The organism is Cellulosimicrobium sp. BMG9.22 (assembly GCF_059159975.1).
The window spans coordinates 1-26,138 of sequence record NZ_JBZGBY010000035.1 but is presented as its reverse complement, the minus strand read 5'-3'; the positions used below and the strand labels follow the sequence as shown (position 1 = coordinate 26,138).

The 26,138-nt window shown below is 72.7% G+C and carries 26 protein-coding genes and 1 pseudogene; 10 read left to right on the top strand and 17 right to left on the bottom strand.

Features of this window, described 5'->3' with window-relative positions; genetic code table 11:
• Positions 1–6: 6 nt before the first annotated feature.
• Positions 7–597, top strand: coding sequence for a hypothetical protein (locus AC4H2H_RS17725; RefSeq protein ID WP_494372143.1), 591 nt, complete (start codon positions 7–9; stop codon positions 595–597).
• Positions 594–785, top strand: coding sequence for a hypothetical protein (locus AC4H2H_RS17720; RefSeq protein ID WP_494372142.1), 192 nt, complete (start codon positions 594–596; stop codon positions 783–785). Before AC4H2H_RS17725 ends, AC4H2H_RS17720 begins: the two co-directional genes overlap by 4 nt.
• 52 nt (positions 786–837) lie before the next feature.
• On the opposite strand, the gene AC4H2H_RS17715 is transcribed toward AC4H2H_RS17720, so the two are convergent.
• The 6 genes from AC4H2H_RS17715 to AC4H2H_RS17690 all read right to left on the bottom strand — a co-directional run bounded on the left by AC4H2H_RS17715 (position 838) and on the right by AC4H2H_RS17690 (position 4,996).
• Positions 838–2,067 (bottom strand): type II toxin-antitoxin system HipA family toxin, encoded by a 1,230-nt coding sequence (locus AC4H2H_RS17715; protein WP_494372141.1) that lies wholly within the window; start codon positions 2,065–2,067, stop codon positions 838–840.
• The gene (locus AC4H2H_RS17710) at positions 2,060–2,362 is read right to left on the bottom strand and encodes a helix-turn-helix domain-containing protein (RefSeq protein ID WP_494372140.1); all 303 of its coding nucleotides are present in this window, start codon (positions 2,360–2,362) and stop codon (positions 2,060–2,062) included. The genes AC4H2H_RS17715 and AC4H2H_RS17710 overlap by 8 nt, the downstream gene beginning before the upstream one ends.
• 146 nt (positions 2,363–2,508) lie before the next feature.
• Positions 2,509–3,597, bottom strand: coding sequence for a hypothetical protein (locus AC4H2H_RS17705; RefSeq protein ID WP_494372139.1), 1,089 nt, complete (start codon positions 3,595–3,597; stop codon positions 2,509–2,511).
• Positions 3,598–3,642: 45 nt separating this feature from the next.
• Positions 3,643–4,029: a hypothetical protein gene (locus AC4H2H_RS17700; protein ID WP_494372138.1), complete on the bottom strand. Its 387-nt coding sequence runs from the start codon at positions 4,027–4,029 to the stop codon at positions 3,643–3,645.
• Between the two features lie 113 nt (positions 4,030–4,142).
• Entirely contained in the window at positions 4,143–4,472 is a 330-nt protein-coding gene (locus AC4H2H_RS17695; protein ID WP_494372137.1) for a HepT-like ribonuclease domain-containing protein, read from the bottom strand.
• Positions 4,469–4,996 carry a nucleotidyltransferase family protein gene (locus AC4H2H_RS17690; protein ID WP_494372136.1) on the bottom strand — a complete coding sequence of 176 codons (528 nt, stop codon included), beginning with the start codon at positions 4,994–4,996 and terminating at the stop codon, positions 4,469–4,471. Before AC4H2H_RS17690 ends, AC4H2H_RS17695 begins: the two co-directional genes overlap by 4 nt.
• A 138-nt stretch (positions 4,997–5,134) precedes the next feature.
• Between AC4H2H_RS17690 and AC4H2H_RS17685 the strand changes: the two genes are divergently transcribed.
• Together AC4H2H_RS17685 and AC4H2H_RS17680 are read left to right on the top strand one after the other, a co-directional pair.
• Complete coding sequence (locus AC4H2H_RS17685) at positions 5,135–5,731, top strand: MarR family transcriptional regulator (RefSeq protein WP_494372135.1); 597 nt, start codon at positions 5,135–5,137, stop codon at positions 5,729–5,731.
• Positions 5,724–6,041 carry a hypothetical protein gene (locus AC4H2H_RS17680; RefSeq protein ID WP_494372134.1) on the top strand — a complete coding sequence of 106 codons (318 nt, stop codon included), beginning with the start codon at positions 5,724–5,726 and terminating at the stop codon, positions 6,039–6,041. Before AC4H2H_RS17685 ends, AC4H2H_RS17680 begins: the two co-directional genes overlap by 8 nt.
• 74 nt (positions 6,042–6,115) lie before the next feature.
• On the opposite strand, the gene AC4H2H_RS17675 is transcribed toward AC4H2H_RS17680, so the two are convergent.
• On the bottom strand, positions 6,116–6,631 hold the full coding sequence (locus AC4H2H_RS17675) for a hypothetical protein (RefSeq protein ID WP_494372133.1): 516 nt from the start codon (positions 6,629–6,631) through the stop codon (positions 6,116–6,118).
• A 156-nt stretch (positions 6,632–6,787) separates the two neighbouring features.
• Between AC4H2H_RS17675 and AC4H2H_RS17670 the strand changes: the two genes are divergently transcribed.
• The 5 genes from AC4H2H_RS17670 (at position 6,788) to AC4H2H_RS17650 (ending at position 12,303) form a co-directional block, all read left to right on the top strand.
• On the top strand, positions 6,788–7,921 hold the full coding sequence (locus AC4H2H_RS17670; protein WP_494372132.1) for a saccharopine dehydrogenase family protein: 1,134 nt from the start codon (positions 6,788–6,790) through the stop codon (positions 7,919–7,921).
• A gap of 44 nt (positions 7,922–7,965) precedes the next feature.
• Positions 7,966–8,598: a hypothetical protein gene (locus AC4H2H_RS17665; RefSeq protein ID WP_494372131.1), complete on the top strand. Its 633-nt coding sequence runs from the start codon at positions 7,966–7,968 to the stop codon at positions 8,596–8,598.
• Positions 8,599–8,879: 281 nt separating this feature from the next.
• Positions 8,880–10,874: a histidine kinase gene (locus AC4H2H_RS17660; protein ID WP_494372130.1), complete on the top strand. Its 1,995-nt coding sequence runs from the start codon at positions 8,880–8,882 to the stop codon at positions 10,872–10,874.
• Positions 10,862–11,509: a response regulator transcription factor gene (locus AC4H2H_RS17655; RefSeq protein WP_494372129.1), complete on the top strand. Its 648-nt coding sequence runs from the start codon at positions 10,862–10,864 to the stop codon at positions 11,507–11,509. Before AC4H2H_RS17660 ends, AC4H2H_RS17655 begins: the two co-directional genes overlap by 13 nt.
• Positions 11,510–11,634: 125 nt before the next feature.
• Entirely contained in the window at positions 11,635–12,303 is a 669-nt protein-coding gene (locus AC4H2H_RS17650) for a hypothetical protein (RefSeq protein WP_494372128.1), read from the top strand.
• 115 nt (positions 12,304–12,418) lie between these two features.
• On the opposite strand, the gene AC4H2H_RS17645 is transcribed toward AC4H2H_RS17650, so the two are convergent.
• From AC4H2H_RS17645 to AC4H2H_RS17605, 9 genes and pseudogenes are all read right to left on the bottom strand, one after another.
• Complete coding sequence (locus AC4H2H_RS17645) at positions 12,419–14,890, bottom strand: cupredoxin domain-containing protein (RefSeq protein ID WP_494372127.1); 2,472 nt, start codon at positions 14,888–14,890, stop codon at positions 12,419–12,421.
• A 142-nt stretch (positions 14,891–15,032) separates the two neighbouring features.
• Positions 15,033–18,887 carry a ThuA domain-containing protein gene (locus tag AC4H2H_RS17640; RefSeq protein WP_494372126.1) on the bottom strand — a complete coding sequence of 1,285 codons (3,855 nt, stop codon included), beginning with the start codon at positions 18,885–18,887 and terminating at the stop codon, positions 15,033–15,035.
• Between the two features lie 242 nt (positions 18,888–19,129).
• Complete coding sequence (locus AC4H2H_RS17635) at positions 19,130–20,251, bottom strand: multicopper oxidase domain-containing protein (protein WP_494372125.1); 1,122 nt, start codon at positions 20,249–20,251, stop codon at positions 19,130–19,132.
• Positions 20,252–20,669: 418 nt separating this feature from the next.
• Positions 20,670–21,536, bottom strand: coding sequence for an alpha/beta fold hydrolase (locus AC4H2H_RS17630; RefSeq protein ID WP_494372124.1), 867 nt, complete (start codon positions 21,534–21,536; stop codon positions 20,670–20,672).
• A 79-nt stretch (positions 21,537–21,615) separates the two neighbouring features.
• On the bottom strand, positions 21,616–21,795 hold the full coding sequence (locus tag AC4H2H_RS17625) for a hypothetical protein (protein WP_494372151.1): 180 nt from the start codon (positions 21,793–21,795) through the stop codon (positions 21,616–21,618).
• Between the two features lie 124 nt (positions 21,796–21,919).
• Positions 21,920–21,991 (bottom strand): annotated as a pseudogene (locus AC4H2H_RS17620) (ATP-binding cassette domain-containing protein); the annotation flags it as partial.
• 55 nt (positions 21,992–22,046) lie between these two features.
• Complete coding sequence (locus tag AC4H2H_RS17615) at positions 22,047–22,349, bottom strand: hypothetical protein (RefSeq protein WP_494372123.1); 303 nt, start codon at positions 22,347–22,349, stop codon at positions 22,047–22,049.
• Positions 22,346–22,978: a hypothetical protein gene (locus AC4H2H_RS17610; protein ID WP_494372122.1), complete on the bottom strand. Its 633-nt coding sequence runs from the start codon at positions 22,976–22,978 to the stop codon at positions 22,346–22,348. Before AC4H2H_RS17610 ends, AC4H2H_RS17615 begins: the two co-directional genes overlap by 4 nt.
• A gap of 108 nt (positions 22,979–23,086) precedes the next feature.
• Positions 23,087–24,139, bottom strand: coding sequence for a WXG100 family type VII secretion target (locus tag AC4H2H_RS17605; RefSeq protein ID WP_494372121.1), 1,053 nt, complete (start codon positions 24,137–24,139; stop codon positions 23,087–23,089).
• Between the two features lie 209 nt (positions 24,140–24,348).
• Between AC4H2H_RS17605 and AC4H2H_RS17600 the strand changes: the two genes are divergently transcribed.
• Positions 24,349–25,575, top strand: a complete 1,227-nt coding sequence (locus tag AC4H2H_RS17600) for a hypothetical protein (protein ID WP_494372120.1) — start codon at positions 24,349–24,351, stop codon at positions 25,573–25,575.
• Positions 25,576–25,684: 109 nt separating this feature from the next.
• Here AC4H2H_RS17600 and AC4H2H_RS17595 read toward each other — a convergent pair whose 3' ends face one another.
• Positions 25,685–26,023, bottom strand: a complete 339-nt coding sequence (locus AC4H2H_RS17595) for a hypothetical protein (protein ID WP_494372119.1) — start codon at positions 26,021–26,023, stop codon at positions 25,685–25,687.
• Between the last annotated feature and the right edge of the window lie 115 nt (positions 26,024–26,138).

Below are 26,138 nucleotides of genomic sequence, written 5' to 3'. Positions count from 1 at the left end.
CTCACCATGAGCCATGCGACCCAGCAGGTCGATGACCGCAGCCCTGACCGGCTCGGGAAGGTCGATCTCTGCACCGTCGATCACGATGGATGCGGCGTGGTCACTCTCCTCACGGGTGATGACGCCGAGGGCACGCTCGACTGCGCTCTGCTCGGTGCGGGTGAGGGGAGGAAGGGAACGGGTCCGGACCGTTGTCACGACTCTCATCTCCTTCGGACGGTTCTCCAGTCTAGGAGCGCAAACGTCACAAGTGCAACTGTGTTCGAGATGCCGCGGCTCGCCAAGCCCACCACCTACGACCAGCGCCCCGTCGGCGTCATCGAGGCGAAGTTCGGCGCGGCCCTCACGGAGGGTCAGGTCGAGAGCTATCTCGCCGACCAGGATCGCCGCCTCGGTCCGCCCACCGGCGACGAGCCGCACGGCGTCTTCATCCTGCTCGTCCCCGCGGACCGCCTGACGGAGGCGCGTCGCATGCTCGACGCCGCAGCCGCTCGTCGCGACGCTGCAGGTCTCGCCGAATACCCCATCGCGACGATGGTCGCCGCCTGGGACGCGTGGACGAAGCTTGGGACGGGGCCATCGCGCCCTTCGACGTGACCCAGGATTCCCTCGCCGCCGACCTCGTGCAGTTCCGGGCGGTGCGCCTCGCGCTCGGCGGCCTTGTCATCGCACCGCTGGGACCCGAAGCATCCGGTGCCGCCTGGCGCGAGAAGGAGGACGACCTCCTCATGAGTCAGATCCACGAGATCCAGGCCGTCACCCTGGGGCGAAAGCTCCTGCCCTGACGGCACGGGCGGCGCCGACCGGAGCGTCGACGACATCCGATCTGGGCGCCTCCTAACCTGCGACACCACCGGCGAGGAGGTTGCTCGTAAAGCGTGTGACGTCGTCGTACAGACCGGGGTGCGCTCGCGGGTCGGGCACCTCGTCCGAGACGACGGCGGCGATGTCGCCGAGCGTCGCCGCGACGAGATCCTCCGCTCTCGCCACGCCCCACGACTCGCCCTCCGCGACGAGGTCCTCCGCGGTGATCGTGCTGTGCACGTATGCGCCGTTCACGGCCAGGGCGAGCCGCCCGTCGGTCGGTTGGTGCCGTAGCGGCACGACGTCGTACATCGGTGCGATCCGAGCCGTGCCGTCCGGGATGTGGAGCATCGAGACGTTCTTGGCGTGCATGTCGAGGTTGCCGACCGCGAGGGTGAGCGTGGTGTACCGGAGGAGCTGCTCGACCGCCCTCGGGCCGGCAGCGCGGCGCAGGACGCCCGCGATCCTCGCGAGGCTGACCTTGCCGCCGATCTCCTGGTACTTCTCGTCACCGCGCGCCCCGAGCGCCTGGTTCATGTCCTCCTGGTGAAGGCGTCCTCGGGGAGCGTCGGGCGTCCGGTCGTAGCGCTCGATCACGAGCGCGGTCCGTCCGTCGAAGTCGTGCAGCCGCACCGTCCCGTGCGTCAGGCCGAGGCGTGACGCGATCCGCGTCACGTACTCCTCGTCGTAGATCATGGTCGGGTTCGCCGCGGAGTGGGGCTTGAGGATGTGGGTCGACGGGTACCCGTCGTGCACCTGGTGCCAGGTTCCTTCGACGAGCGCGAGGACGACCTTGTCCTGGACGCCGGCGAGGGACGACTTGCCTCCGAGCGGGGAGTTCCCGAGCGGCATTCCTCGGGTGTTGCCGAGCAGCTCGCCGACCTCCACGTCGCTCAGGGGGGTCGCGCGCGGGGTGCGCGGCTCTCCTGGCGCGTCGGGGTCGTACAGCTCGACGGCGCCGGCGACGTCGCGCCCGAAGCGCGCGAGCAGCCCGACGACGTCACTCTCCGCGATGCGTGCGCGGGCGGCGAGGTCGCTCAGGACTCGTCCCTCGGGAAGGAGCTCCGCGAAGTAGTTGCGCCTCCGGGCGGCACGCGCGCGGTTCTCCACGAGGCTCAGCGGGACCGCCTCCGACAGCACGGTGCTTCCGGGCGGCCAGTGCTCGAGCACGGACCGGTCCGTCCTGAAGTCGAACGTTCGCGAGCTCGTTCCCGCGAGATGGCCGACGAGCCGCCCGTACAGCTCGACGCGCAGGTCACCCATCGCGGCGTTCCTCGTCATCTGCCGCAGCGCCGTCCCCGGCACCACGCGCCACGTCGACGGCGTCGAGCGCCGAGTCGTCGATCTCGGCCCAGAGCCGCACGCCCGTCGCGTCGAGCATGGCGAAGAGCCGCTCCATGAGGAGACCGGGCTTGCCGTTCTCCATCTCCCAGACCCACTTCTGCCCGATGCCGAGCTGGTCGGCCAGCTGTCGCTGGCTCAGGCCGCGCACGAGGCGCCCCTGCTGCAGGGCGAAGCCCAGCAGCTCAGGACTCGTGATCTCGATCCGGACTGTCATGCCGCCTCCGATGACGTCAATAGTGAAGTCATCGTAATTGACGTCGATATCGAAGTCGAGTGCAGTGACGTCGATATCGACGTCACTACGCTCCTGGTGCGGCCGAGGCGGGCCGCTTCCGCGACCCGCCCCGCGCCGTCGGGCACTCAGCGGGCGGCGGGGACTCCGCTCAGCGGGCCGGCCGCCGGCTGGACCTCGCTCGTGTAGCAGTAGAAGCCGGGCACGCGCTGACCTGACCGGAAGGTCACCTTGTTGAGCTGACCCTTCTGGTTGGTGATCACGTTCCACGGCAGCGGGCCGTCGGCCGCTGCCTCGACGAGCTGCTGGAGCGCCCCGCGCTTCGTATCTGCGTTGAGGAACACCGGCACGCCGCGCACGGTCGCCCAGACGACCGCGCGCCCGCCGAACGTGCCCACGTCCGCGAGCGTCGGCGATCCCGACGCGAGCACCGACCGCAGGTGCTGCAGCAGCGCGTGCTCGTCGAACGGGTCGTCCTTCGTCCCACGCGGGGCACGGACGGGCGGCGTCGGCGCCGCGACACCTCGCGGAGCAGCAGCACGGGCAGGGCGCGTCGGCCCGGACCCACCGGCCGCTGCGCGGTCGGCCTCGGAGTACACCGCGTGCTGCTCGCGCGCCGCGGCAGGCGCGGCGCCCGCGAACACCGCGCCGCGCATCGCGGCCATGCTGCGCGACGTCGCGGCGTACGCCTCGTCGACGCTCCCCAGGTCGTACGTGAGCGAGCGCTCGCGCTTCACGCCGAGCGACGCGCCGACCTCGATGGCGTCCTGGTTGGCGCCCATGTAGAGGAACGTCCAGCCGAACTGCTCCTCGCGCTCGGTGACGAGCGCCTTGATCGCGGCGTGCGTGTACTCCTTCGAGGCGTTCTCCATGCCGTCGGTCATGATCCCGACGATCACGGCGCCGGGACGCTGCTCGTCGGGAAGCTGCGCGATGCGCAATGCGGTCGTCTGCACGAGCCGCCCGATGGAGTCGAGCAGGGCCGTCGCCCCGCGCGGGCGCAGGTCGAGCGGCGGGACCTCGCGCACGTCGAGGTCGGTGTAGAGCTCCTCGTACTCGTTGTCGAACTGCGCGAGCGTCACCGTGCAGCGGCCGGGCGCCTCACGCTGCTCGCCGAGGAACAGGTCGAAGCCCTGCTCGGTCGCCTGCTTGATGGACTGCATCGAGCCGGACCGGTCGAGCAGCATGGCGAGGTGGGTGAGGGTCTGGTCGGGCATGGCGATTCCCTTCGTCGTGCTGCTGGACAGGTGGTGCGCGGAAGGTCAGGAGCGGCGGCGGAACCGCAGCGGGTCGACGGCGGTCGTCGGCTCGGGCGGCGGGGTCCCCCGCTCGCGGTCGTAGCGGGCGCGCGTGACGCCCTCGGCGGAGACGCGGCCGTCGGGGCCGGAGTAGCCCGCGAGCGCCGGGGTCCGCGCGATGCGGGGCGGCACCGTGTTGGGCGCGACGCCCGCCGCCTCGGCGACGGATCGCATCGACGACCCGGCGAGCAGCGCCTCGGCCATCGCCTCGTCGAGCGCGACGTCGAGCAGCGCCCGAGCCCGTGACAGCGGCTCGACGGCGTCCCCCGGCGCAGCGGCCGACGCCTCGTCGAGCGCCGCGCGGGCGGCGTCCAGGCGAGGGCGTGGGTGTCGCGACGGGTCGGTGGTCATGACGAGGACTCTACGTGCAGTAACTGCACATGGGCAATAGGTGCGGATGTCTTTTCACCCGCGCAGCGGGTTGGCGCGAGCCGCCCCTCCCTGCAAACACACCTTCAGCGCATCTACGGATGACGTGCGACGATCCCCTCCAGCGCCTCGGCATAGTTCCCGAGATCGTTCTCGACCGTCGCCCGCACGATCTGCGGATCGACCGTCGAGTAGCCGTGCGCGATCCGGTTCCGGGTCGACCAGATCACCGACCACGTCGGTCCGAAGGCCGCTTCCCGAGCGTCCTCGCTCAGGCGCGACGCGGCCTCGATGGACGCCGCCAGGCGCAGACATACGGCGTCGACGACGACCTGACGTCCCCAACCTCCCTCTGCGACGTGGCGATCGATCATCACCAGGTGCGCGAGCGCGTCGCGCGCATGGTCGGCGTCCGTGCGCCTCACAGCGGGATCGCGGTCAGCGTGGCGCGCACCTCGGGCCGCAGTGACCGCTCCGGGACGACGTCGACGGCGCGGCCCAGGATCTCCTCGAGCTCGAGCTGGAGTGCACTGAGCCCCATCAGGCCGACCGTCTCGTCGATGTCGACGAGGAGGTCGACATCCGACTCCGGCGTGTCGGCGCCCGTGGCGACCGACCCGAAGACCCGCACGTTCACCGCACCGTGGCGGGCCGCCGCCTCCACCACCGCGTCACGTCGACGACGCAGGACATCGTCGAGCACGGAAGCCGGCGCGGGTGGCCCCTGAAGGACTGCATCGGGCTCCCCGCGGTCGAGGAGACGTTTGACCTCCGGCTGGCTCCTACCGAGCGCCTCGGCGATCCGGCGCTGGCTCCACCCGAGACCCGCGGCCTGACGCGCACCCCGCTCGAGCGTCGCACTCGCCTCGGCGCGCAGTGCGTACGCCCTCTCGCTGAGGGCGCTCAGATACTCCCCGAACGCCTTCTCGACATGTGACTCTTCGGACATGGCCACCTCCGATAGCACATGCTATCGGCGATGGCGACGATGGTCGCTCCGCCTTCAACGATCTCCTCCCTGCGTGTACGCGACCGCACACCAACGCACACCTAGAACTTTCATGAAACGGCGGTTAACCTCCGTTTCATGAAAACTTCCTCCCCGCTCCTGCTTCCCCTGCTGAGGTCGCGAACGCAAGGCGAGATCCTCGCTCACGTCCTGCTCGACCCGGACCGCGTGCGGAGCATCTCGGAGATCGCCGAGTCCGTCGGCACGTCGGCACCGACGGTGTCCCGGGAGGTCGCGCGCCTCGAGGACGCCGGCCTGGTGCGGACGACGAAGCGCGGCAAAACACGGCTCGTCCACGTCCTCACGGAGTCGGTCGTCTATGGACCACTCGTCGAGCTGTTGGCGGTGACCTTCGGTCCGCTCGCGGTCCTGCGCGACGCGCTGAGCGGCGTGGAAGGCATCGCGCGAGCCTTCGTCTACGGGTCGTGGGCGGCTCGGTACCACGAGCTACCCGGCCCGGTCCCCGCCGACATCGACCTCCTCGTCGTGGGTGACCCCGACCGCGACGAGCTCGGCGACGCCGTCGAGGCTGCCGAGCGCCGCTTGCACCGCGAGGTGAACGTCCGCCGCGTCCGCGCCGACGAGTGGGCGCGCGACACGAGCAGCTTCAAGCAGACCGTGCTCGACGGTCCGACCGTGGACGTGCTCGGCGGCTCCGGAACCGCGGATGCCTGAGTCGCAAGGACGGTGGACGACCGGGGAGGCCGTCGTCGTGGCAGCGCTCGAGCAACGCCGGCTGCAAGCGGTGCACCCGTCAGCAGATCATGCGACGCTCCTCGTCGAGCAGGCCGAGCAGCACCTGCGGACGGCAGCCCTCGTCGTCGACGTCGACCCGGCCGGCGCCTTCACGATGCTGTACGACGCCGCGCGCAAGTCGATGGTCGCCGTCACGACTCCGAGTATCCGGATCTCGACAGCCAACCAGTCACCCCGGACCAGGCACGTGAGGGCCAGGAGGACGCACGGACCGTCGTCGCTGCGATGAAGCGCTTCCTCCCGCTCGTGGGCCCGTGGTGACGCGACGTCGACGGCGCATGCCGCGCGGTCGCGGATCCCGCCTCAGTGAGCAAGCGCCTCCCGCAGGATCCGCACGGCCCGCGGGCCCACCCCGTGCAGGGCGAGGAGCTCCTTGTCACTCAGCCGGGCGACGTCGGACAGGGACGTGAGTCCCGCGCCGGCGAGCGCGCGCGTGGCCGGCCGGCCGATCGCGGCCGGGAGGTCCCCGACCTGCCCGGGCTCCGCGCTGTCGCTCGCAGCGACGGACGCCGCGAGGCGCTTCGGCGCCCGGTGCAGCCACGCGCGGCGCACCCAGTGGTTGAGCTGCTGGCCGTCCACGTCGGCGAGCGGCACGCGCACGCCGAGCAGCGTCTCGCCCCGCGTCACGCGCTCGGCGGTGGGGTGCTCGGCGAGGACGGTCCCGACGTCGTCGGCCGCGAGATGCAGCCGCACCACCTCGCCCGCCGTCGAGGCGAACGTCGTGCCGCGCACGGTGAACGCCGCTCCCCCGGTGCGCGTGGCCTCCGCGGTCCCGGGCAGCGCGAGCGCGGCCTTGCGCAGGTGGGCGAGCGTCGTCATGCCGCCACCCTGCCACGCGTCGTCGCACCCCGGACAGCCTGCGAGCGAACCGCAGCCGACCTACGCTCGCCGGAACCGAGCGGAGGAGACCCTGGTGCAGAACCCTGCCCGACCGCACACCCGACCGGCCGCACGAACCGCCGCACGACCGGGCGCATGACCGGCCGCATCGTCCTCCTCGGCGCGACGGGGTACACCGGGACGCTCGTGGCCCACGAGCTCGTCCGCCGCGGCGCGCGCCCGGTCCTGGCCGGCCGCTCGCGCGACAAGCTCGACGCGCTCGCCGACGACCTGCGCACCCCCGGGAGATCGTCCGCCACGACCGCTCCGGGGACGGCGGTCGTCGACCTCCACGAGCCACGCACCGTGCGGGCGCTCGTGGACCGGGGCGACGTGCTCGTCTCGACGGTCGGGCCGTTCGCGCGCCACGGCGGGCCGGCGGTCGACGCCGCGATCGGCGCGGGCGCGGTCTACCTCGACTCGACGGGCGAGCCGGCGTTCATCCGCGAGGTGTTCGAGCGGCACGGCCCGCGCGCCCGCGAGGCGGGCACGACGCTGCTCACGGCGTTCGGCCACGACTGGGTCCCCGGCAACGTCGCGGGCGCGCTGGCCCTGCGCGACGCTGGCGACGCGGCGACCCGGCTGAGGATCGGCTACTTCGGCAGCGGCGGGGGCGGCACGAGCGGCGGCACCCAGGCCACGGCCGCGGCGTCGCTGCTCGAGCCGTCCTACACGCTGCGCGACGGCTGGCTGCGCACGGAGCGGCTGGGCGCGCGGACGGTGGCGTTCGACCTCGAGGACGGAGCGCGCGACGGGCGCGTGCGCGGCATCGCCGCGGGCGGCACCGAGCCGTTCACGCTGCCCGTCCTCGCGCCGGGGCTGCGGGACGTCGACGTCGTGCTCGGCGTCCGCAGCCCAGCGCTTCGCCTCGTGCCGGCCGCGACGGCGCTCCTCGCCGGGGCGCTCCGCGTCCCGGGGCTGCGCGCCGGGGTCCGCCGTCTCGTCGGCGCGCGCTCCTCGGGCTCGAGCGGCGGACCGGACGCCGCGCGGCGCGCCAGGTCGCGCAGCCACGTGCTCGCCGACGCGCGCGACGCCGACGGCGCCCTGCTGCGCCGCGTCCGGCTGGACGGCCCGGACCCCTACGACCTCACGGCGCGGTTCCTCGCCTGGGGTGCGATGCGCGCGGCCGAGGAGGGCCTGCAGGACGTCGGCGCGCTGGGCCCGGTCGAGGCGTTCGGGCTGGACGCGCTGCTCGACGGCGTGAAGGGCGCAGGCATGACCGTGCGCTGATCCGGGACGCTGATCCCGGGACTTCGATCCGGGACACTGTGCCCGTGAGCAGCACCCGTCAACCCCGGCCCCCGCACCGTCGCACCCTGGTCTGGACGGCGGTGCCCGGTGGGGTGCGCGGTCGCGAGCGCCTCGCGCCGTTCGCCGACTTCCTCGCGGTGCTCGCCATCCTGCTCGCGCTCTTCGCCGGGTCGGTGTGGTTCCTCGTCGCCATGATCACCCTCGGGGAGGGCGTCGCCGCGACGGTCGCCGCGATCCCCGTCCTGGGCATCGGCGTCGGTCTGCTGTTCTACGTCCGCAGCCCGGTGCGGCAGTCGGTCGTGCTGCGCCCGGACGAGATCGAGCTGCCGGTCGGTGCGGACCCGACGCGCGTCGTCGTGCGCTGGGACGACGTCGCGGCCGTGCGCACGGTGCCCGGCGAGCGCCGCCCGGCCCTGCGGGTCGAGCTGCACGACGGCGCGCGCGCCCGGCACGCCCACGGTGAGGACCTGATGCAGGTCCGCCCGCTCCACGGCCCGTCGCGCGACACCGTGGACGTCGTCGACGCCGAGGCGATCGCGCGCATCCTGCGCCACCTCCTCGACCACCCGGAGGACCGCGCCCGGCTCACGGACCGCCGGGGCGTGGGGATCGTGCTCGCCTTCGCGCGCCCGGTCTACGGGGAGCCGCCGGCCTGACCCGGCTCCCTGACCCGACGCCATCGAGGTTCGATGGACCTGGAGCACACCGCCACCCGGCCCCGGCGACACGCTCGACGCGAAGTTCGCCGAGTCGGGGTTCGTCTCGACGACATACCTCGATGTCGACGACGCGACGCTCGTGCTGGTGTCGCTCGGCGAGTAGTACCGCAAGATCCACTCGCTTCCGGGCAACGCCCCGGCGGCTCCCGGCGCCTGGCGACCTCTCCCTCGGTGCCAGCACCCATTCCGCCCGGCCCCGACTCCTGGGACGATGAGGCATGGCCTTGCGCTGGCGGCCCGTCGTCGAGGGAACGGCGGCCATCGCCGTCGTGATCGCGGTGCTCCTCTCGGCGGGTGTCGCCGTAGGCTTCTCCGCGGGCGCCTACTCCGACGGCGCGAGCTCCCCGATCTTCGTCGTCCCGGCCGCGCTCGCCACGCTCGTCCTGTTCGGCACCGCCGGCGTCGTCGCCCGCCGAACTGCGGGTGAGCTCGCCGTCTGGCTGGCCGCGACCGGGACCGCGGTGCTCCTCTATCTCGTGCTGGCGGCGCTCGTGCCCGTCCTCGTCGGGCGCGGCGGCATGCGCGGCATCGGTGCGCAGCTCCTCGTCGCCGCGCAGGAGGTCGCGTACGTCCCGCCCATCACGCTTCTGCAGGCCACGTTCGTGGTCGCCCTCGCACGCACGGGTGTCGTCGACCACGCGGTGCGCCGCCTCACGCGCGTCGTGCTCGCATACTCCGCGGTGGGCGTGACGCTCGCGCTCCTCGCGACGCCGCGCCCGCCGTCGTCCCCGTACGGGGACGTCCCACCGATCTGGGCGTCGCCCGCCCTGGCCACGTTGGCCATCACGATGGCGGTCCCGTGGATGCTCTCGGTCCTGCTCGGTCCGATCGCGGCTTGGCGGGCGCTCGGACGCTCTCACGGTCCGCAGCGGCCGCGCGTGGTGCTCGTCGCGATCGTCTCGCTCCTGCCCTTGTGGACGATCGCGCTGTGCGTCCTCGCGGGGTTCCTCGCGTACCTGGTCGGCATCCTGTCGGTGTCCGTGGGTGAGGCGTGCGTCGCGATCGCCTTCTGTCTCCCCTTCCTCGTCGCGCCCCCGGCGCTCGCCGCGACGACGGGGGCCGTCGGGGACGTGCGCGTCAGTGGGTCACGCGCCGCCGGGCTGCTCACGCTCGTGCTCGGCGTGCCGTTCACCGCACTGGCCTCGACGCTGGCCGTCCTCGCCTCCGCCCGGGTCGGCGACGGGGCGATCCTGCTCGCCGTCGTGCTCACGCTGGCTCTGGGCGCCCTCGTCGCGACGGCGCGGCGCCGGGTGGTGCGCTCGCTCGCTCGGCGCATGGATCCCGTCCGCGGGCGCACCGCCGACGCCCTGCGGTCCGTCTCCGGGCTCGCCGCCGCCGAGCCCGCCGCTGCTCTCGACGAGCTCGTGCGGACCGTGCTCGACGACGATGCTCGGGTGCTGCTGCGCCTGCCGGACGGTCGATGGGTGGGAACGGACGGCGACGACGTACCTGCCCCGGCGACGCCCGCGACGGCGTCTGCGCACGTGGTGACCCGCGACGGCGACGCCGAAGCCTGGTCCGCGGACGTCGCGACCGTGCTCGATGCCGCGTCCGGGTTGCTGGACCGGGCGACCCTCGAGGTCGTGGTAAGCGACCGGGACGCGCGCCTCGCGGCGGCGGACAGGGCCGTGGCCGCCGCTGCCGCACAGGAACGGCGGCGCCTCGAGCGCGACCTGCACGACGGCGTCCAGGGCAGGCTCCTCGCACTCGCCCTCGACCTGCGGATGGCCGAGAGGAGCCTGCCCGCCGACGCACAGCTCGTAGTCACCGACGCCGTCGACGGGCTCGGGCGCGCGATCGACGACCTGCGCTCGCTGGCGGCGGGAGTCGAACCGGAGCTGCTCGCGCGTGACGGGCTGCGCTCCGCGCTCGTCGAGCTCGCGGCGCGCATGCCGGTCCCGGTCGTCGTCGACGTCGCGCCCGGACGATTGCCCCCCATGGTCGAGCCGGTCGCGTACCTCGCCGTGTGCGAGGGGGTGACGAACGCCGTCAAGCACGCCCGGGCCGGCCGGATCGAGGTGGTCATGCGGGTCGAGGGCGGGACGGCACGCGTCACGGTGACGGATGACGGCGTGGGTGGGGCCGACCTGCGCGCCGGCACGGGACTCCAGGGTCTGGCCGAGCGGGTCGGAGGTGTCGGCGGCCGGCTCGTGGTGAGTGATGCGCGACCGACCGGAACGCTGCTCGAGGTGGTGCTGCCGTGCGAGCCGTGATCGCCGAGGACCTCGTGCTGCTCCGCCAGAGTATCGCCCGGCTGCTCACCGACGACGGGATGGACGTCGTCGCGCAGGTCGGGGACGCGAGCGCGCTCATCACGGCCGTCGTCTCACGACGACCGGACCTCGTCGTCGTCGACGTGCGCATGCCGCCCACGTTCACCGACGAAGGCGCTCGGGCGGCGCTCCTGCTGCGGGACCGCTACCCGGAGCTCGCCGTCGTCGTCCTGTCGCACGTCGTCGAGCCGGGCCTGGCGTTGGCTCTCGCCGATGGGCGGACCGAGAGGTTCGGCTACCTCCTCAAGGACCGGGTGCTCGATCTCGACGGCTTCGTCGCGACGCTACGCCGCGTCGCGGCCGGAGGCACGGCGATCGACCCGAGCATCGTCGAACGCCTGCTCGGGTCGGCATCAGGCCTCACCGCACTGAGCGGGCGCGAACGCGACGTGCTCGGTCTCATCGCCGAGGGACTGTCGAACGCCGCGATCGCCCGCCGGCTGTTCGTCTCGGAGCGGACCGTCGACGCGCACGTGCGCTCCCTCATGGTCAAGCTCGACCTCGCACCGAACGCCGACGAGAACCGGCGGGTGCGCGCGGCCTTGGCCTGGCTCGGCCGGGCCGAGGTTGGCTGAGCGTCACCGTCCGGCCAGGAGACCGCGGGCGCGGGGACGGAACATCGGCGCTGGCACCGATGCCGGTCGGTCCGCCTGCTCCGTAGGTTCGCAAGGACAGTACTTCTACGACCTCGGAGGCCACCATGGCGACCGCCACCTCGACCGCGCACGCCGGCATCGATTCCCGCCCGAGGTGGCGCGCGGTGCTGGGTCTCGTCGCACCGATCGGCCCTCTCGCGATGGCAGGCTGGTCGCTCTCGATCCCCTACTCCCTCGGTGATCCTCCCGCGGTCTGGATCCCCCTCATGGGGACCGAGACCGGTCGCGTGCAGCTGTCGTTCTGGATGATGCTGCTGTTCGTCCTGACGATCGGGATCGGGGTGATCGTCACAGGAATCGTCGCCCGGCGAGGATCGCGCCGGATCGGCACCGCAGGGCTGGTCGCCGCTTACCTCGGGTTCACCGCGATGGGCTTCGGTGGGATCGCCTACGACGCGATCGCCGGTGCGGCGACGAGCGCCGGGGTCGACGTCGCGACCGTGGAGCGTGTCCTCGCACAGGCCGACTCCTACCAGGCGCCGACGCTCGGAGGCATGGTCTTCGTCCCGTTGAGCTTCGTGGGGATGGTGCTCCTCGGCATCGCCCTGTGGCGCGGCCGGACCGTTCCCCGATGGGCGGCAGCGCTGCTCGTCGTCTCGTTCCCCGTGATCCTCCTCGGCGGGTGGCTCTTCCAGCCGCTCAACGCGCTCGGCTTCGTGCTGGTCGCCGTGGCGTTCGCCTCGGCAGGCCGAGCCTTCGCGCGCGGCGCGTGACCTCCGAGCACGACGTTGCGCGCGCTCGAGCACGACATGAGGGTCGTTATCCCACGGATAACGACCCTCATGTCGTGTTCGGCAGTCCCCCGGGGCTACCCCGGGAGATCAGCCGTCAGCGGCCGATGTTCGAGAGCTCGGCTGCCGCGATGATGAGCTGACGCTCCGCGCCGACGAGCACGCCCAGGTCGACGAGGTCGAACGTCACGTCGCGGACGTGCTGGACGAACTCGCGGTGGGTCTGGTACTCGTCGCCCTCGGCGATGTGGTCGTTGACCGTGCAGCCCTCGCCGTCGTCGAAGTTCTGGACCGTGCTGTCGTTGCCGTCGATGATGACGGTCGGCCGCACGTCCGAACCCTGGCAACGGTCACGGCTCAGCGCGAGGATCGTGAACGCGACCTCGCCCGTCCGCTCGACGCCGGCGCCGTTCACCGCGCGGTACCGCACGACGTGCTCGCCGTCGGCCGCGAGGACGAACGGGGCGGCGTAGCGCTGCCACGTGCCGCCGTCGACCTGGAACTCGACACGGTCGATCCCCGACTCCTCGTCGACGGCGGTGAGCGTCACCGTCGCCCGGCCGACGAACGCGCCGTCGCGCGTGCGGCTGCCGCCCACGCCCGCGGTGACCTCGGGACCCTCGCCGGGGTCCTCTCCGCCCTCGATGACGAACGTGACGGTCTGGGGCGCCGACACGTTGCCCGCGACGTCCGTGGCCCGGTACGTCACGGTGTGCTCGCCCGGGGTGCGCACCGAGATCTGCTGCGCGTACGGGGTCCACGCGCCGCCGTCGACCTGGTACTCGACGGACGCGACGCCGGAGCCGGCGTCGGTCGCGCGCAGCCGCAGGAAGACGTTGCCGACGTACTCCCCGGCCTCGTTCTTCTCCCCGGCGTACACGCGGTGGTCGACCGCGGGGGCGACGACGTCGCTCCCGTCGCCGGCCACGACGGCGAACGTGACCGTCGCGGGCTCCGAGACGTTGCCCGCCTCGTCGGTCGCGCGGTAGGCCAGCGTGTGCTGGCCCGGCTCGTCGACGACGACGGCCTCGGTGTACGGGGCCCAGCCGGCACCGTCGAGGTCGTACTCGACGGACGCGACGCCCGAGCCGTCGTCGGTCGCGGTGAGCAGGACGGACGCGGAGCCCACGTAGGCGCCCTCGTCGTCCTGCGTACCGCTGACCTCGTTGGCGACCGTCGGGGCCGTGGTGTCCTCGCCGGCGTCGGCGACGACGACGAACTCCGTGACGGTCTCCTCGGACACGTTGCCCGCGGCGTCGGTGGCCCGGTAGACGAGCGTGTGCTCGCCCGGCTCGTCGACGACGACCGGCTCCGTGTACGGGGCCCAGCCGGCACCGTCGAGGTCGTACTCGACGCTCTCGACGCCGGACGCGTCGTCCGTCGCGGTGAGCGTCGCCGTGGCGGACCCGACGAACGCGCCGTTGTCGTCCTGCTCGCCCGTGACCTCGGCGGCCACGGTCGGGGCGGTCGTGTCGTCCTCGCCGCCCGCGACGACGGTGAAGGTGAGCGAGCCGGTCTCGGACACGTTGCCCGCGACGTCGGTCGCGCGGTAGGAGACGGTGTGCTCGCCGAGCTCGGTGAACGGCACCGTCGTGGTGTAGGGCAGCCATGCGCCGCCGTCGAGCTGGTACTCGACCGACGCCACGCCCGAACCCTCGTCCGAGGCGTGGAGCATGAAGGAGGCCGTGCCGACGTAGGCACCGTTCTCGTCCTGCTCACCCATGAGCATGGGCTCGACCGTCGGGGCGGTCGTGTCCTCCTCGCCGGAGCCCTCGACGACGGTGAACGTCGCCGTCTGGGCCTCGGACGTGTTGCCGGCGACGTCGGTCGCGCGGAACTGCAGCGTGTGCGCGCCGACGGCGTCGACCACGAGCGGCTCGTCGTACGCCGTCCAGCCCGCGCCGTCGAGGTCGTACTCGATGCCCGCGACGCCGGAGCCGTCGTCGGTCGCGGCGAGCGTGACCGTCGCGCCGCCGACGTACGCGCCGTCGCCGTCCTGCTCGCCCGTGACCTGGGCGGTCGCGGAGGGCGCGGTCGTGTCGTCGCCCCCGCCGCCGCCGTCGGTGACGACGAGCTCGCCCCACATCTCGCCGTGGCCCGGGATGGCGCAGAAGTAGCGGTACGTCCCGGGGGTGAAGGTGACCTCGGCCTCGTGCAGCCCGCCCTTCGCGTCGAACGGGCTCGCGAGGATGTTGAGGTCCACGTCGTGGTTGTAGCCCGGCGTCGTCGTGTCGAACGTGAGCGTGTGGCTCATGCCGAACGTGTTGCCGGTCGCGAGGCTGTTCTCGAACATGACCGTCGCGGGGCCTGCCTCGGCGGTCGCGGGGAAGGTCTTGTAGTCGCTCACGCTGTTGTCGCCGGTCCAGGTGAGGACCTGGGCGGCGGCGACGGTGGCGTCCGCGGCGGACGCGAGCGAGGTCGCGCTCGGGGCTGTGGTCGGAGCTGTGGGGGCCGCCGTCGCCGGCGCGACGGTGAACACCGTCGCGGCGGTGAGGCCGGCGACCGCGGCGGCCACGAGCCGCCTGGCGCCCGTGCGACGGGTGTCGCCAGGGCCGGTACGTCGTTCCATGGGATGCACTCCTCGTGCGTCGTTGGTGCGAGGTCTGTGGTGCGAGATCGGTGGTGCGCGTCCGTCGGCCCGGCCCGGTGAGGCCGGGTGCGGACCGGTGGTCCGCCGTCGTGCTGCACGACGGCGGACCACCGGGCGGGTGCTACAGGTCGGCCACGCGGATGTCGCGGAACTCGATGAGGTCCGAGTTCCCGTGGTTCTGCAGCCCGATGAAGCCGCTCTCGAACTGGCGCAGGTCGGTCGGCGGGTCGCCCGCACGCGACGACTCCTGGCCCGGCGTGTTCTCCCACTCGTTGATCACGACGCCGTTGCGGATGATCGTGTACTGCTGCCCGACCACCCGGATCTCGTACTCGTTCCACTCGCCCTTGGGCTTCTCGCCGCCGGTGTTCAGGCCGAGCGGGTCGAAGTTGTAGACCGAGCCCGTCTTCTGCGGCTCGCCCGTCGGGCCGTCGTAGATCTGGATCTCGTGACCGCACGAGATCGCGACCCACGCCGGGGACTGACCCTCGGCGCACTCGGCGTCGCCGGGCTCGTTCGGGTTCGGGAACCGGGTGAACACGCCCGCGTTGGCGAAGTGGTCACCCTCCGAGACGTCGCGGTAGAGCAGCTTGACGGAGAAGTCTCCGAGCTCCTCGCCCGCGTACCAGAGCATGCCCAGCCCGCCCTTCGAGCGGATCGAGCCGCCCGGCTCGAGCGTGAACTCGCCCCCGGGTGCCTGCTCCCAGTCGAACAGCGAGTCCTGGGTGCCGTCGAAGATCGTCCGGTACCCGCCCGGCTCGACGCCGATCTGGGAACGTGCCGCCGCGTCGATGAGGTCCCGTCGCTGGTCGCCGGTGATGCGGCTGTCGTCGAACAGGCTCGCCGCCACGGCACGCACGTGCCGCAGGAACGCGTTGTGCGACTTCCACTCCTTCTCGTCCTGGAACAGGTCGTTGATCGTGCAGCCGCCCAGGTCGAGGTTCTCGACACCGGAGTCGAACTCGCCGAAGAACACCGTCTCGCGCTGGTCCGGCAGGGTGCACACGGTCGACGCGTCGGCCGTGACCTTCTCCGTGGAACCGTCGGCGTAGGTCACCGTGAGGGTGGCCTCGTACTCGCCGACGCGCGGGTAGGTGTGCGTCGGGTTCGCCTTGGTCGACGTCCCGCCGTCACCGAAGTCCCAGTGGTACGAGACGCCGCCCGAGCGGGAGCCGGTGAACTGCACCTTCAGGGGGTCGCCCTGGATGCTCGTCGCCGACGCCGCCGGTGCCGGGGTCGGAGCCCCGCCCTGGTAGGTGATCCGCATGAGCTTCTGGTTCGGGTCGAGGCTGAAGAAGCCGCCCGCGTAGTCGACCATGTACAGCGCGCCGTCCGGACCGAACTTCGCGTCCATCCAGCTCTGCAGCAGCCCGTCACCGCGACCGCCCGGGATGATGTGACGCAGGTCCTCCATGAACGCCGGAGCGCCCTGGTCGGCGACCGCGTCCGGGTCGACCGTCACCGCGACGCGGTTGTTCGGGTTCGTCTGGTCACCGATGAACCACTTGCCCTCCCAGTACGACGGCCACGCGACGTCGGACTCCGGGTCGACCTGCGACTGCCGGTAGGTGGGACCGGACATGACGGCCTGGCCGCCACCCCGCAGCCACGGGATGGTGTAGGTCGCGTCGTCGTTCTCGTACGTCGGGATGCCGTTGCCGCGGTCCGGGAAGACCGGGCCGCCGCCGGACGGCGAGTACCAGATCATGTTGTCGCGCACCGGCGGAAGGTCCACGAGGCCGGTGTTGCGCGGCGACGTGTTCTTCGGGTTGTCGCAGTCGTACCAGCCGGTGAGGACGCTCGCGTCCTCGTTGCTCCGGTCACGGTACGGCTGCTTGTTGCCCATGCAGTACGGCCAGCCCTGGTTGCCCGCGGACGTGATGATCGTCGCGGTCTCGTACTTGGCCGGGCCGAGCTCGGGGTTCGGGCTGCCGGCGTCCGGCCCGACCCAGGCGGCGGTCAGCCAGTCCGTGTCGGGGTCGATCTGCAGGCGCGAGATGTTGCGCACGCCCATGACGTAGATCTCGGGACGCGTCTTGTCCGCGGGGTACTCGCCCACCGGGAACAGGTTGTCGTCGGGGATCGTGTACGTGCCGTCGGCCTCGGGGTGGATCCGCAGGATCTTGCCGTTGAGGTCGTTCGTGTTGCCCGACGTGCGGCGCGCGTCCTGGAAGCTGATGCCCGCGTACTCCTGCGTCCAGTTGTTGCCGGAGTACCCGTTCGAGCCGCCGGACGAGTTGTTGTCGCCGGACCCGATGTAGAGGTTGCCCTCGTCGTCGAACGCCATGCCGCCGCCCGCGTGGCAGCAGCTGTGGATCTGCGTCTCCCACTCCATCAGGTCGACGCGCGTGCTCTGGTCGATCGTCGGGGTCGCCGGGTCGTACGTGAACCGCGAGATCGTGCGGTAGCCGACGCGGCGCTCACGGTCGATGTTCTCGTGCGGCATCCAGTACACGTAGATCCAGTGGTTGTTCGCGAAGTCCGGGTCGGGGACGATGCCGAGCAGCCCCTCCTCGTTCTTCACGAGCTCGTCGCCGCTGCCGCGGTTGCCCATGACGTCGAGCGTCGTGAGCAGCTTCGCCTCACCCGTCTCCGGGTCCCACTGGTGGATCGTGCCGCAGCCGAGGCCCACGTTCGGGTCGCTCCACGGGGCGATCGGGCCAGTGGCGCAGGCGCCACGGCCGATGTAGAAGACCGTGCCGTCGGGCGCGATCGTCAGGCCGTGCTGCTCGCCGTTCTGGTCCAGCGTGCCGGGCGTGTTCACCTCGGACAGACGCTCGGCCGTGTAGTTCGACGCGATGGTCGCCTGGCAGTCGCCGCGCGCGACGCCCGTCGTCCACTGCAGCGCGCCGAGCAGGTGCGTGCGGAACGACTCGTCGGCCCAGCTCTCGGGCGTGCCGCCCATGCCGGTGAAGAACGAGCGGCCGCCGTCGTAGTCACGGCACCAGGACACGGGCTGGAACGGCGACGTCGACGGGCCGGACTCGGCGCCCGGCTCGAGCGTCGCGACCGTGTGGACCTCGCCGGCCGGGTCGTCCGACCAGTCGAGCCACTTGTCCTCGCGGTCCCACGTGAGCGGCAGGCTCGCCGAGGCCGGGTGCTGGCGGTCGACGAGGTCGACCGTGCGCGCGGAGACCGGGATCTCCGGCTCCGGCTGCTCGACGGACTCGGCGTCGAAGAACGACAGCTCCGCGAGCTGGAGCAGCCCACCGCTGCCGTTCTTGGTGATGTTGAGGCGGAACCACTCGTACGCGGTGTCGGACTCGACGTCGTAGTCCTTGGGCAGGAAGCGCTGGGGGAACGTCTCGCCGCTGCGCGCGTCCACGTCCACCCACGTCTGACCGTCGGTCGACCCCTGGAGCGTCCACGTGTTCGGGTCGCGCTCGCTGCTGTCGTTGGCCGACGTGAGCGTGTAGCGCACGAGGTCCGTCGGCTCCTCGAGGCGCACCGTGATGGTCGCCGTCGGCGCGAACGCGAGCCACTTGGTGCCCGGGTCGCCGTCGACGAGGTTCGGCGCGTCCTCGTTCGGCGGGTTCTCGGCCGTCGCGGTGACCTCCGCGACGTCCTCCGCGTCGGGCTGCGCGCCCGCGATCCGCGTGCCGATCAGGCCCGTGAACCACTGCGAGGCCTCCTGGGCGCGCGCGGCGTCGCGCACGCCGAGGAAGCCGCCGCCGCCGTTGACGTACGACTTGAGGGCTGCCTCCTGCTCGGCGCTCAGCTCGACGCCCTCGGCCGCCAGCATGACGACGCCGCGGTACTCGCCGAGCGACGCCTGGGAGAAGATCGCCGGGTCGGACGACGCCTCGACCTCGAAGCCGTTGGCGGCACCGAGCTCGGCGAGCGCCGCGGTCGCGGCGACCACGGGGTCGTCCTGCGCGTCAGGCGCGCCGTGGAAGACGAGGACACGGACGGGTGCAGCGGTGGTCGCCGCGGCGACGGGCGCCGTCGTGACGGGTCCCGTCGAGGCGGACGCCACGGAGGACCCTGACGCGGTGACCTGCGCGGTCGCCGGGACCACCGCGACGCTCGCGACGAGCGCGGCGCTCGACAGGCCGACGGCCAGGGCTCTGAGGGTTCCCGGTCGGGAGCGCCCTCTCGTTCGGGGGGACGTTGCTCTGGATAGCACTCTCCAACTCCTTCGTCATCGGTGCGGCACTCCCGGCGAGACCCGGGAGCCGAACGGGGTGGTGGGGCGTGGGTAGGGGACGACGGCCGGGGTCAGTGGCCGGCGTGGCCGGCGAGGTCGGGTCCCGTGCCGCCTGGAGCCGTGGCTCCGGGCGTCGCGGCCGTTCCTGTCGACGTGCCCGACGACATGGTGTGGCTGCCGTGGCCCTGGAAGCGGTCGATGGACTCCTGCGCGCCGGGCGGCATGCTGCCGTCCGCGTTGCGGACGAGGAAGATGCCGGCCATCCCGCCGTCGGCGTGGAACTGCACGTGGCAGTGGTACATCCACGCCCCCGCCCCGACGCCGAGCCCCGCGACGACCTGGAACCCGAACGAGTCGCCCGGGTTGAGGTCGCGGTTGTCCACCACCTGGCTCGGGTCGTCGGTGCCGCGCAGCAGGCCGGTGCGGTTGTTGGCCCACCGGTGCGCGTGCAGGTGGAACGTGTGGAGGGTGTTGCCGTGGCCGATGCAGATGAACTCGACCCGCTCGCCCTGCTTCGCCTCGAACATGGGGGTGTTCGGAGCCGCGAGGTTGTTGATGAGCATGTCGTTGAACACGACGGTGTACTGCTTCTCCGGCAGGACGTCCCCGACCCGCCGCACGACGAGCGCGCCGTACAGACCGGCCGTGACGCCCTGGGTCCCGTGGTCGCCCCACGCGTGGTCGTGGTAGTGCCAGTAGCCCGCGCTCCCGGGCATCCAGATGCCGCGGTCGCGCGCCATCTTCGTCGTCGACCACACGTACGTGCGCGTCTCGCCGGGCTCGTTGAACGAGTCGTTGAACGGGCTGCCGTCGCTGTTCACGTCGTAGTTGACGCCGTGCGGGTGGATCGAGAGCCGCTGGTCGGTCGTGTTGACGAGCGTGATCTCGAGGGTCTCGCCCTCCCACATCTCGAGGATCGGGCCGGGGACCGTCGCCTTGCCGGGCTCGAGCCCGTAGCCGACGAGCGTGTCGGAGATCCGCTCGGCGTACATCGTGATCTTGCGGACGGTCGTGGTCGCCGCGACGGGTGCCGCGGCGGCCGAGGTGGCGGGCGGCATCGCGGCGACGCTGCCCTGGGCGCCGAGCAGCAGCGCGGCCGCGGGGCTCGCGGCGACGACGCCCGCTCCGGCGAGCAGGGCGCGCCTCGAGAGCGGCCTCCGCGGGGGGGCGACGTCGGTCGTCTGATCAGTCATGGGGTCTCCTTCCGGGCTGGTGCGGCCAGGCGGCCGCACGCCACGGCCGGACGTCGCGCCGTCATGGCGCGACCCGGTACCGCGGTGGCTCGCGCGACGGCGTGCGAGCGCTCTCCCGGCTCACCGGGAACGTTGGACGAGGGGGGTCTGGAGCAGGGCTCGCCCGCTCCCGGGGTCTTCATGTCGGACGGTGTCAGCAGGTCGGACGTGCGGCACGCGTCGGTGCGTGCGGTCGGCTGTCGGCCCGACGTCGTGCTGCCCTGCACGACGCCCGGTCCCCCGGTCGGTTCCCGGAGGCAATTCATGACACCGCAATCAGACACCGGTGTCAACAGTGAGGCGAAAGTTGTGTCGACAACAAGCAAAAGTCCACTCCTCATCGACACTCCCCTCGGAGACCTCCCCGAGAGGGGCCACCTCAGCCGGCGAGCACCTCGCGCAGCGCCGCGGCGAACGCCGCCGGGTCGTTGTCGGGCGCCCACTCGTTGACCGTGAAGCCGATGTGGTCACCGGGGAACGTCACGACCTCGACGCCCAGCAGCTCGGCGAGCGCCGCGCCGCCGCGCCACGCCATCGTCCCCTCACCTTGGGCGCTCACCCCGGGCACGATCCGCACGCCCGACGCGCGCAGGGCGTCACCGTCCGGGGACCACGACGGCATCGTGGCGAGGTTCCGACCGAGCAGCAGGCTGTCGCGCGACCCGTCGTCCTCGCTGGGCATCCCGAACATGGCCGGGTCGGGCGCGGGCCGGTCGAGGTAGTCCGCGGGCAGAGGGCCCTGGTGGCTCACCAGCGCGACGAACTTCGCCATCGCGGGGCCGAACCCCTCACGGCGGTAGGTCTCGACGATGTCGGCCTGGACCGTGGTCGCGATCTCGCGGTCCTCGAGGAGCGTCGTGATCGGCGGCTCGTGCGACACGAACGTCCGCACGTCGCCCGGGTGCTGCTCGATCCAGGAGAGCCCCACGACACCGCCGCCGCTCGAGCCGAACACGTCGACCGGCCCGAGGCCGAGCTCCGCGACGACGCGGTGCAGGTCGTCGGCGTGCCGCTCGACCGACACCTCTCCGTCGGGCGCGAGCGTGCTGCGCTCGGCACCTCGCGGGTCGTACGTGACGACGACGCGGTCGTCGAGCAGGGCTGCGAGCTGCTCCAGCCCGGACGCTCCCATGGGCGAGGCCATGACGACGACGGGCGGCAGGTCGCTCGCGGTGTCCGGCGTCCACACGTCGTAGGTGAGGACGGCGCCCGGCACGTCCAGGGTGTACGTCTTGCGCTCGCTCATGGTCGTCTCCGCATCGCCGTGGTGTGCCCGCCGCGGGTGCGGCGGTCTCGTCGGTGCAGACGCCCGGCCCGTCGAGAACTCATCGCTCGGTCGACAGCATCCCCGCCGCAGGTCGGCGGGCCGCGCGTTCCAGCCGGGTCCAGCCCGACCCGCGCTCCTCGAGCAACGCCTTCAGACGGCGCCCCGCCGGGACCGAGTCGAGGGCGCGGAAGACGTCGACGAACTCCGGGTCGTCCAGCAGCTCCGCCTTGCCCGTCACCGCCTCCGCGACCGTCCCGGGCGGCTGCGAGGCGAGCGTGAGGATCCAGCTGTCGCGCCTCGCGCACCTCGCGCGCCCCGTGACGGACGTCGTGCCCGGCGACGCGGACCTCCCCCCCTTCGGCGGTCAGCAGGGTGGACAGGATGTCGACCGTGGTCGTCTTGCCGGCGCCGTTGGGGCCCAGCAGGCCGTACACCGCGCCCGCGGGCACGGAAAGACGTTGCCGCGATCTGCGCGCAGGTCGCCGACGGTCAGGCGGGCGGTCGACCGCGCTCGTGCGCGCGCTGCGCGGCGGCCTGCTTCCAGGCCGCCGACGTGCGGACCTTGACCAGCGCCCACAGCAGGAACAGCCCTGTGGCGAAGGCCGTGACGGCACCGAACCACCGGTCGCCGTCGTCGTCCGGCGGCGCGACGAGCACGACCACGACCGGGACGACGAGGAAGAGCACTGTGACGACGGTGAGCGAGGCGGCGAACCTCCGCAGCCTGCGCGCAGTGGCCGGGTCGGTCGGTGGCGGCCCGGCGACGGGCCCGTTCGGACCGTGGCCGCTCATCGCAGCGCGTCCCGGACGCGACCGAGCGCGGCGGCCTGGTCGTCCAGCGTCCCCGGCTGCACGGTGAGCCGGCCCTCCGCGTCTGCGGGCTCGAGCGCGACCTGCCATGCGCCGTCCTCGTCCCGGTGCGCGCTCGCCGTGGTGCTGCCGTCGAGCGTGACGACCTTGACCGTGACGGCGACGGGCTCGCCGTCGGGGGTGACGTCGACACCGCGCGCGGCGAGGTCGACGCCGGCCTCCACGAGGTCGGTCCCCTGCGCGACGGCGAGCGTGTTCCACACGTCGTACCCGCGCGGCGTGATCATGAGCGCGCCCTTCGCGCTGCCCACGAGGACGGCGGCGTCGGCGCTCGCGCGCCGGGCGACGCCGACCTCGACCCACGTCTCGGCGGTGGTCAGGGCCCCCGCGACCGCGCCCGCCAACCCCTCGGCGCGGATCTGCGTGCCCTCGATCGTCGCCAGCTCGCGCACGAGCAGCGACGAGAGCCCCGCACGCTTGGACTGCGGGTCGGTCGCCGGGTCGGGGAGCCGCAGCGACATCGCCGACTGCGTCGCAGCCGGCCCCGGCGCGAGCGCGACGAGGGCCGCGAGCTCGAAGGTGGTCAGCGGGAACGTGCTGGGTGCAGCCACGGTCTCTCCAGATGGTGTCGGTGCGTCTCAGGGTCGTCGGCCGGCACGTCGCCGGAGTCGGCAGGGCAGGCGGGGCGGCTATGGCTACGGCTCGGGGTAGGGCCGAATCTATCCGAACGAGAAGAGGTCTCTCAGCGGCGAGGTGACGTCGTCGACGAACTCGGCCGCGCCGTCCACGACGTCCTCGGCCGCGTCGCCCGCGGACTCCCACGCGTCTCCCGCGGCGTCGGCGATGTTCGACCCGACGTCACCCGCAAAGTTCGCGACCTCCCCGGGCCAGGTCGCGATCCACTCCGTGGTCTCCATGCCCGGGGGCGTGGCCTCCTGCAAGCCCCACCACGCGAGGCCGCCCACCGCGAGGCCCGCGGCGACACCCCACCCGACGGGGTTGGACGCGAGGAACCCGGTCGCCGCCGCGAGGCCGAGCGATCCCGTGACCACGCCCGCACCGCCGAGCCCGACGGAGATCGCACCGTCGCCGATCGCCCACCCGTTGCCGTCGAGGATGCCGTCGGCGATCTCGGTGGCGCCCTCGACCGTCTGCCACAACCCGAGCCCGATCCCGAGCACGCTCAGACCCCCGGTCGCCCAGCCCGGTGCCGTGAAGATCTCGTACTTCTCGAGCGCCCCGAGCGTCGCGTCGGCGAGCCCGCCGATGCCGCCGACGATGTCGTCGATGTCGGCGATCCAGTCCGGGAAGCCGCCGCCGTCGTCGCCGCTCTGCGGGCCGCCGGGACCCCACGGGCCGGCGGGCCCCCAGGGGCCGGCAGGGCCACCCGGGCCCCACGGACCAGGGCCACCCGGGCCCCAGGGACCACCCGGACCACCGGGCCCCCACGGGCCTCCGGGGCCTCCCGGTCCGCCGGGGCCTCCCGGCCCGCCGGCGCCACCCGCGGCGGAGGTCGTCTCCTGCTGGTCGGCGTGCCCGCGGAGCAGGTCCGACTGCGTCGCGAGCAGGTCGGCGACGTTCTGGAGGGCCGGCCGCGCGACGTTCGTCCAGTCGCCGAGGAACTGCTGCTGGTCCGGTCCCTGCCAGCGACCGCTGGAGACGAGCGGCGTGATCGTCGATCCGACGGACCGCAGCCGGTCGCCCGCGGCGCTCATGTCCGACGCCAACCTGCGCAGGTCCTCGACGTCAGCGCCCCACATCCCCTGGCTCACGCCGTGCTCCTCTGTCCGTCGGCCGTCCGTGCCGGTCGACCGTAGCCGAAGGGCCCGACCGCGCACCATGGGGACCTCTCCCCCAGGACCCCGGACGCCGCGGAGAGCACGGACATGCCGGGCAGAAGAGGATGTCCGGCAGGTCCCGAGCATGACAGGCGTCGCGAACAGGTCGGTGCGCCGCCCCGCGGTGCCACTACCCTCGCAGGATGCCGTCATCGAGGACCGCCCCCGCCGTCGTCGTCGCAGGACTGCTCACCGCCGTGCTGTGGGTCGTCACCGGGCAGACCGCCGACTGGCTGTCCGCCGGTTCGTCGCCCGTCCTGCCGGGCGCCGTCGTGCGGGCCGTGCTGCCCCACCCGACCGGCCTCGTGGCCGGCGGGGAGCCCGTGTCGGGGAGCACCGTCCTGGCGGCGGCGCTCGCGGGCGCGGTCGTCGCGACCGGCACGTTCCTCGCGGTGCGGCGCCTGCCCGCGGGCACCGGCGGCTGGGCCGTGCTCCTCGCCGTCTGGTTCTCGGTCGTCGCCGCGTCCGTGCTGGCCGGCTCGGTCGCGTGGTTCGCGGGCGTCACGCTCCCGCTGCCCTGGACGGCGGACACGGTCGAGGGCGTCGTCGCGGCCGCGCTCGGCGGGTACTGGGGGCTCGTGAACGGGTTGCCGGTCGCGCTCGCGGTCGTCATGACGCGCGTGCTCCTGGACCGGCGCGACGACCCGGCCGGGACGCGGCACACCCGGCAGCCGACGACGGTGCGCGCCTGGCCCGTCGCGCTCACCACCGGCGTCGTGACGGCCGCCCTGTGGGCCGGCGTCGGCGTGACGCGCACGCTCGTCACGGGCTCCGTCGACCCGCAGTCCACCTGGGGGGTCGCGCGCGACGTCGTCCTGCTCCCCGCCGCGCAGCTCTCGATCTACCGCGACGAGCTGCTCGACGACCCGGTCGCGCTGGCCCTGCCCGCCGTCGTGGGGCTGGTCGTCGCGACCCTCACCGCGCTCGCCGCCCGGCGTCTCCCCCCGGCCGCGGGCCGCTGGTCGCTGCTGCTCGCCGTGTGGTTCGCGTGCGTCGCGGGCGCGGTGCTCGCCTCGGTGGTGCCCGTCGTGGTCTCGACCGTCACGTCGGGCGGCGTGCTGCCCGACGTCGGACGCACCCTGCCCGTCCTCGAGGCCGGTCTCGCGTGGGGCCTGGTGTGCGGCGTCCTCGTGGCACCGCTCGCGGTCGTCGTCCACCGGTACGCCGGGCCGGTCCGCCGCGACGCGGGCGAGCAGGCAGACGAGCCGTGGCCCGCGCCGTTGGGCACCATCGGGGCGAGCCAGACAGCCGCAACCACGACCGACCCGACCGAAGCCGCGCCGGCCGGCGACCTCGACTCAGCACGGGCGGCCGACGCCGCGCCCGCCCGCGACGCGCGCAAGCGCGACGAGGTCCCCGCGTCGGTATGAGGGCGCTTCCCTCTCCTCATTCACACGAGTCGCGTCGATCGATCCGACCCCGCTGCGTAGTCACTGAGCTGTGAACGCTACCCGCCTTGTTGCCAGCTCTGGCGGCACGTCAATCCTGGGGCGCGACGGTCTGCACCGTGTTCACGGACTTGTCCGGTCCGACTACTTCGTCTGCTGGGAGAGAAAGAAGGGCGTAGCCCGCGCCGATGAACGCCGCTACGCCAGCGACGGCCAGTCCGGATAGGATCCAGGCCAAGCGGCCTTCCTTGCGAACAAGGCAAAGCGTTGCCAAGGCAACTCCAGCAAGGCCGACGAATAGCCCGGCATAGGGGTTCACCACCGTCACGAACAGCGCGATGATTCCCGCGAGGATTGCTGACAGTTCGGCACCTGGCCGGGCCGGTCTCGAGGTCGGACCATTGCTGGCCGTGAAGGTGGTTGTCTTCATCGCGGGTGCTCCCGGTCGCAGATCATGCTCTGGTAGAGAGTCGAGGGGCGCGGAGGCTCGGCCCCGCGCCCCTCGACGTTGCTCAGGCGTAGCAGTTGTTCGAGACTGAAACAGT

What these genes read in the sequence shown, in the direction of transcription:
- AC4H2H_RS17700 (WP_494372138.1), bottom strand. Translation starts at nt 4,029, where the DNA reads ATGACCACCGACCCGTCGCGACACCCACGCCCTCGCCTGGACGCCGCC.
- AC4H2H_RS17715 (WP_494372141.1), bottom strand. Translation starts at nt 2,067, where the DNA reads ATGGGTGACCTGCGCGTCGAGCTGTACGGGCGGCTCGTCGGCCATCTC.
- AC4H2H_RS17660 (WP_494372130.1), top strand. Translation starts at nt 8,880, where the DNA reads ATGGCCTTGCGCTGGCGGCCCGTCGTCGAGGGAACGGCGGCCATCGCC.
- AC4H2H_RS17635 (WP_494372125.1), bottom strand. Translation starts at nt 20,251, where the DNA reads ATGACTGATCAGACGACCGACGTCGCCCCCCCGCGGAGGCCGCTCTCG.
- AC4H2H_RS17725 (WP_494372143.1), top strand. Translation starts at nt 7, where the DNA reads ATGAGCCATGCGACCCAGCAGGTCGATGACCGCAGCCCTGACCGGCTC.
- AC4H2H_RS17680 (WP_494372134.1), top strand. Translation starts at nt 5,724, where the DNA reads ATGCCTGAGTCGCAAGGACGGTGGACGACCGGGGAGGCCGTCGTCGTG.
- AC4H2H_RS17685 (WP_494372135.1), top strand. Translation starts at nt 5,135, where the DNA reads ATGAAAACTTCCTCCCCGCTCCTGCTTCCCCTGCTGAGGTCGCGAACG.
- AC4H2H_RS17595 (WP_494372119.1), bottom strand. Translation starts at nt 26,023, where the DNA reads ATGAAGACAACCACCTTCACGGCCAGCAATGGTCCGACCTCGAGACCG.
- AC4H2H_RS17630 (WP_494372124.1), bottom strand. Translation starts at nt 21,536, where the DNA reads ATGAGCGAGCGCAAGACGTACACCCTGGACGTGCCGGGCGCCGTCCTC.
- AC4H2H_RS17690 (WP_494372136.1), bottom strand. Translation starts at nt 4,996, where the DNA reads ATGTCCGAAGAGTCACATGTCGAGAAGGCGTTCGGGGAGTATCTGAGC.
- AC4H2H_RS17600 (WP_494372120.1), top strand. Translation starts at nt 24,349, where the DNA reads ATGCCGTCATCGAGGACCGCCCCCGCCGTCGTCGTCGCAGGACTGCTC.
- AC4H2H_RS17615 (WP_494372123.1), bottom strand. Translation starts at nt 22,349, where the DNA reads ATGAGCGGCCACGGTCCGAACGGGCCCGTCGCCGGGCCGCCACCGACC.
- AC4H2H_RS17650 (WP_494372128.1), top strand. Translation starts at nt 11,635, where the DNA reads ATGGCGACCGCCACCTCGACCGCGCACGCCGGCATCGATTCCCGCCCG.
- AC4H2H_RS17645 (WP_494372127.1), bottom strand. Translation starts at nt 14,890, where the DNA reads ATGGAACGACGTACCGGCCCTGGCGACACCCGTCGCACGGGCGCCAGG.
- AC4H2H_RS17670 (WP_494372132.1), top strand. Translation starts at nt 6,788, where the DNA reads ATGACCGGCCGCATCGTCCTCCTCGGCGCGACGGGGTACACCGGGACG.
- AC4H2H_RS17675 (WP_494372133.1), bottom strand. Translation starts at nt 6,631, where the DNA reads ATGACGACGCTCGCCCACCTGCGCAAGGCCGCGCTCGCGCTGCCCGGG.
- AC4H2H_RS17710 (WP_494372140.1), bottom strand. Translation starts at nt 2,362, where the DNA reads ATGACAGTCCGGATCGAGATCACGAGTCCTGAGCTGCTGGGCTTCGCC.
- AC4H2H_RS17705 (WP_494372139.1), bottom strand. Translation starts at nt 3,597, where the DNA reads ATGCCCGACCAGACCCTCACCCACCTCGCCATGCTGCTCGACCGGTCC.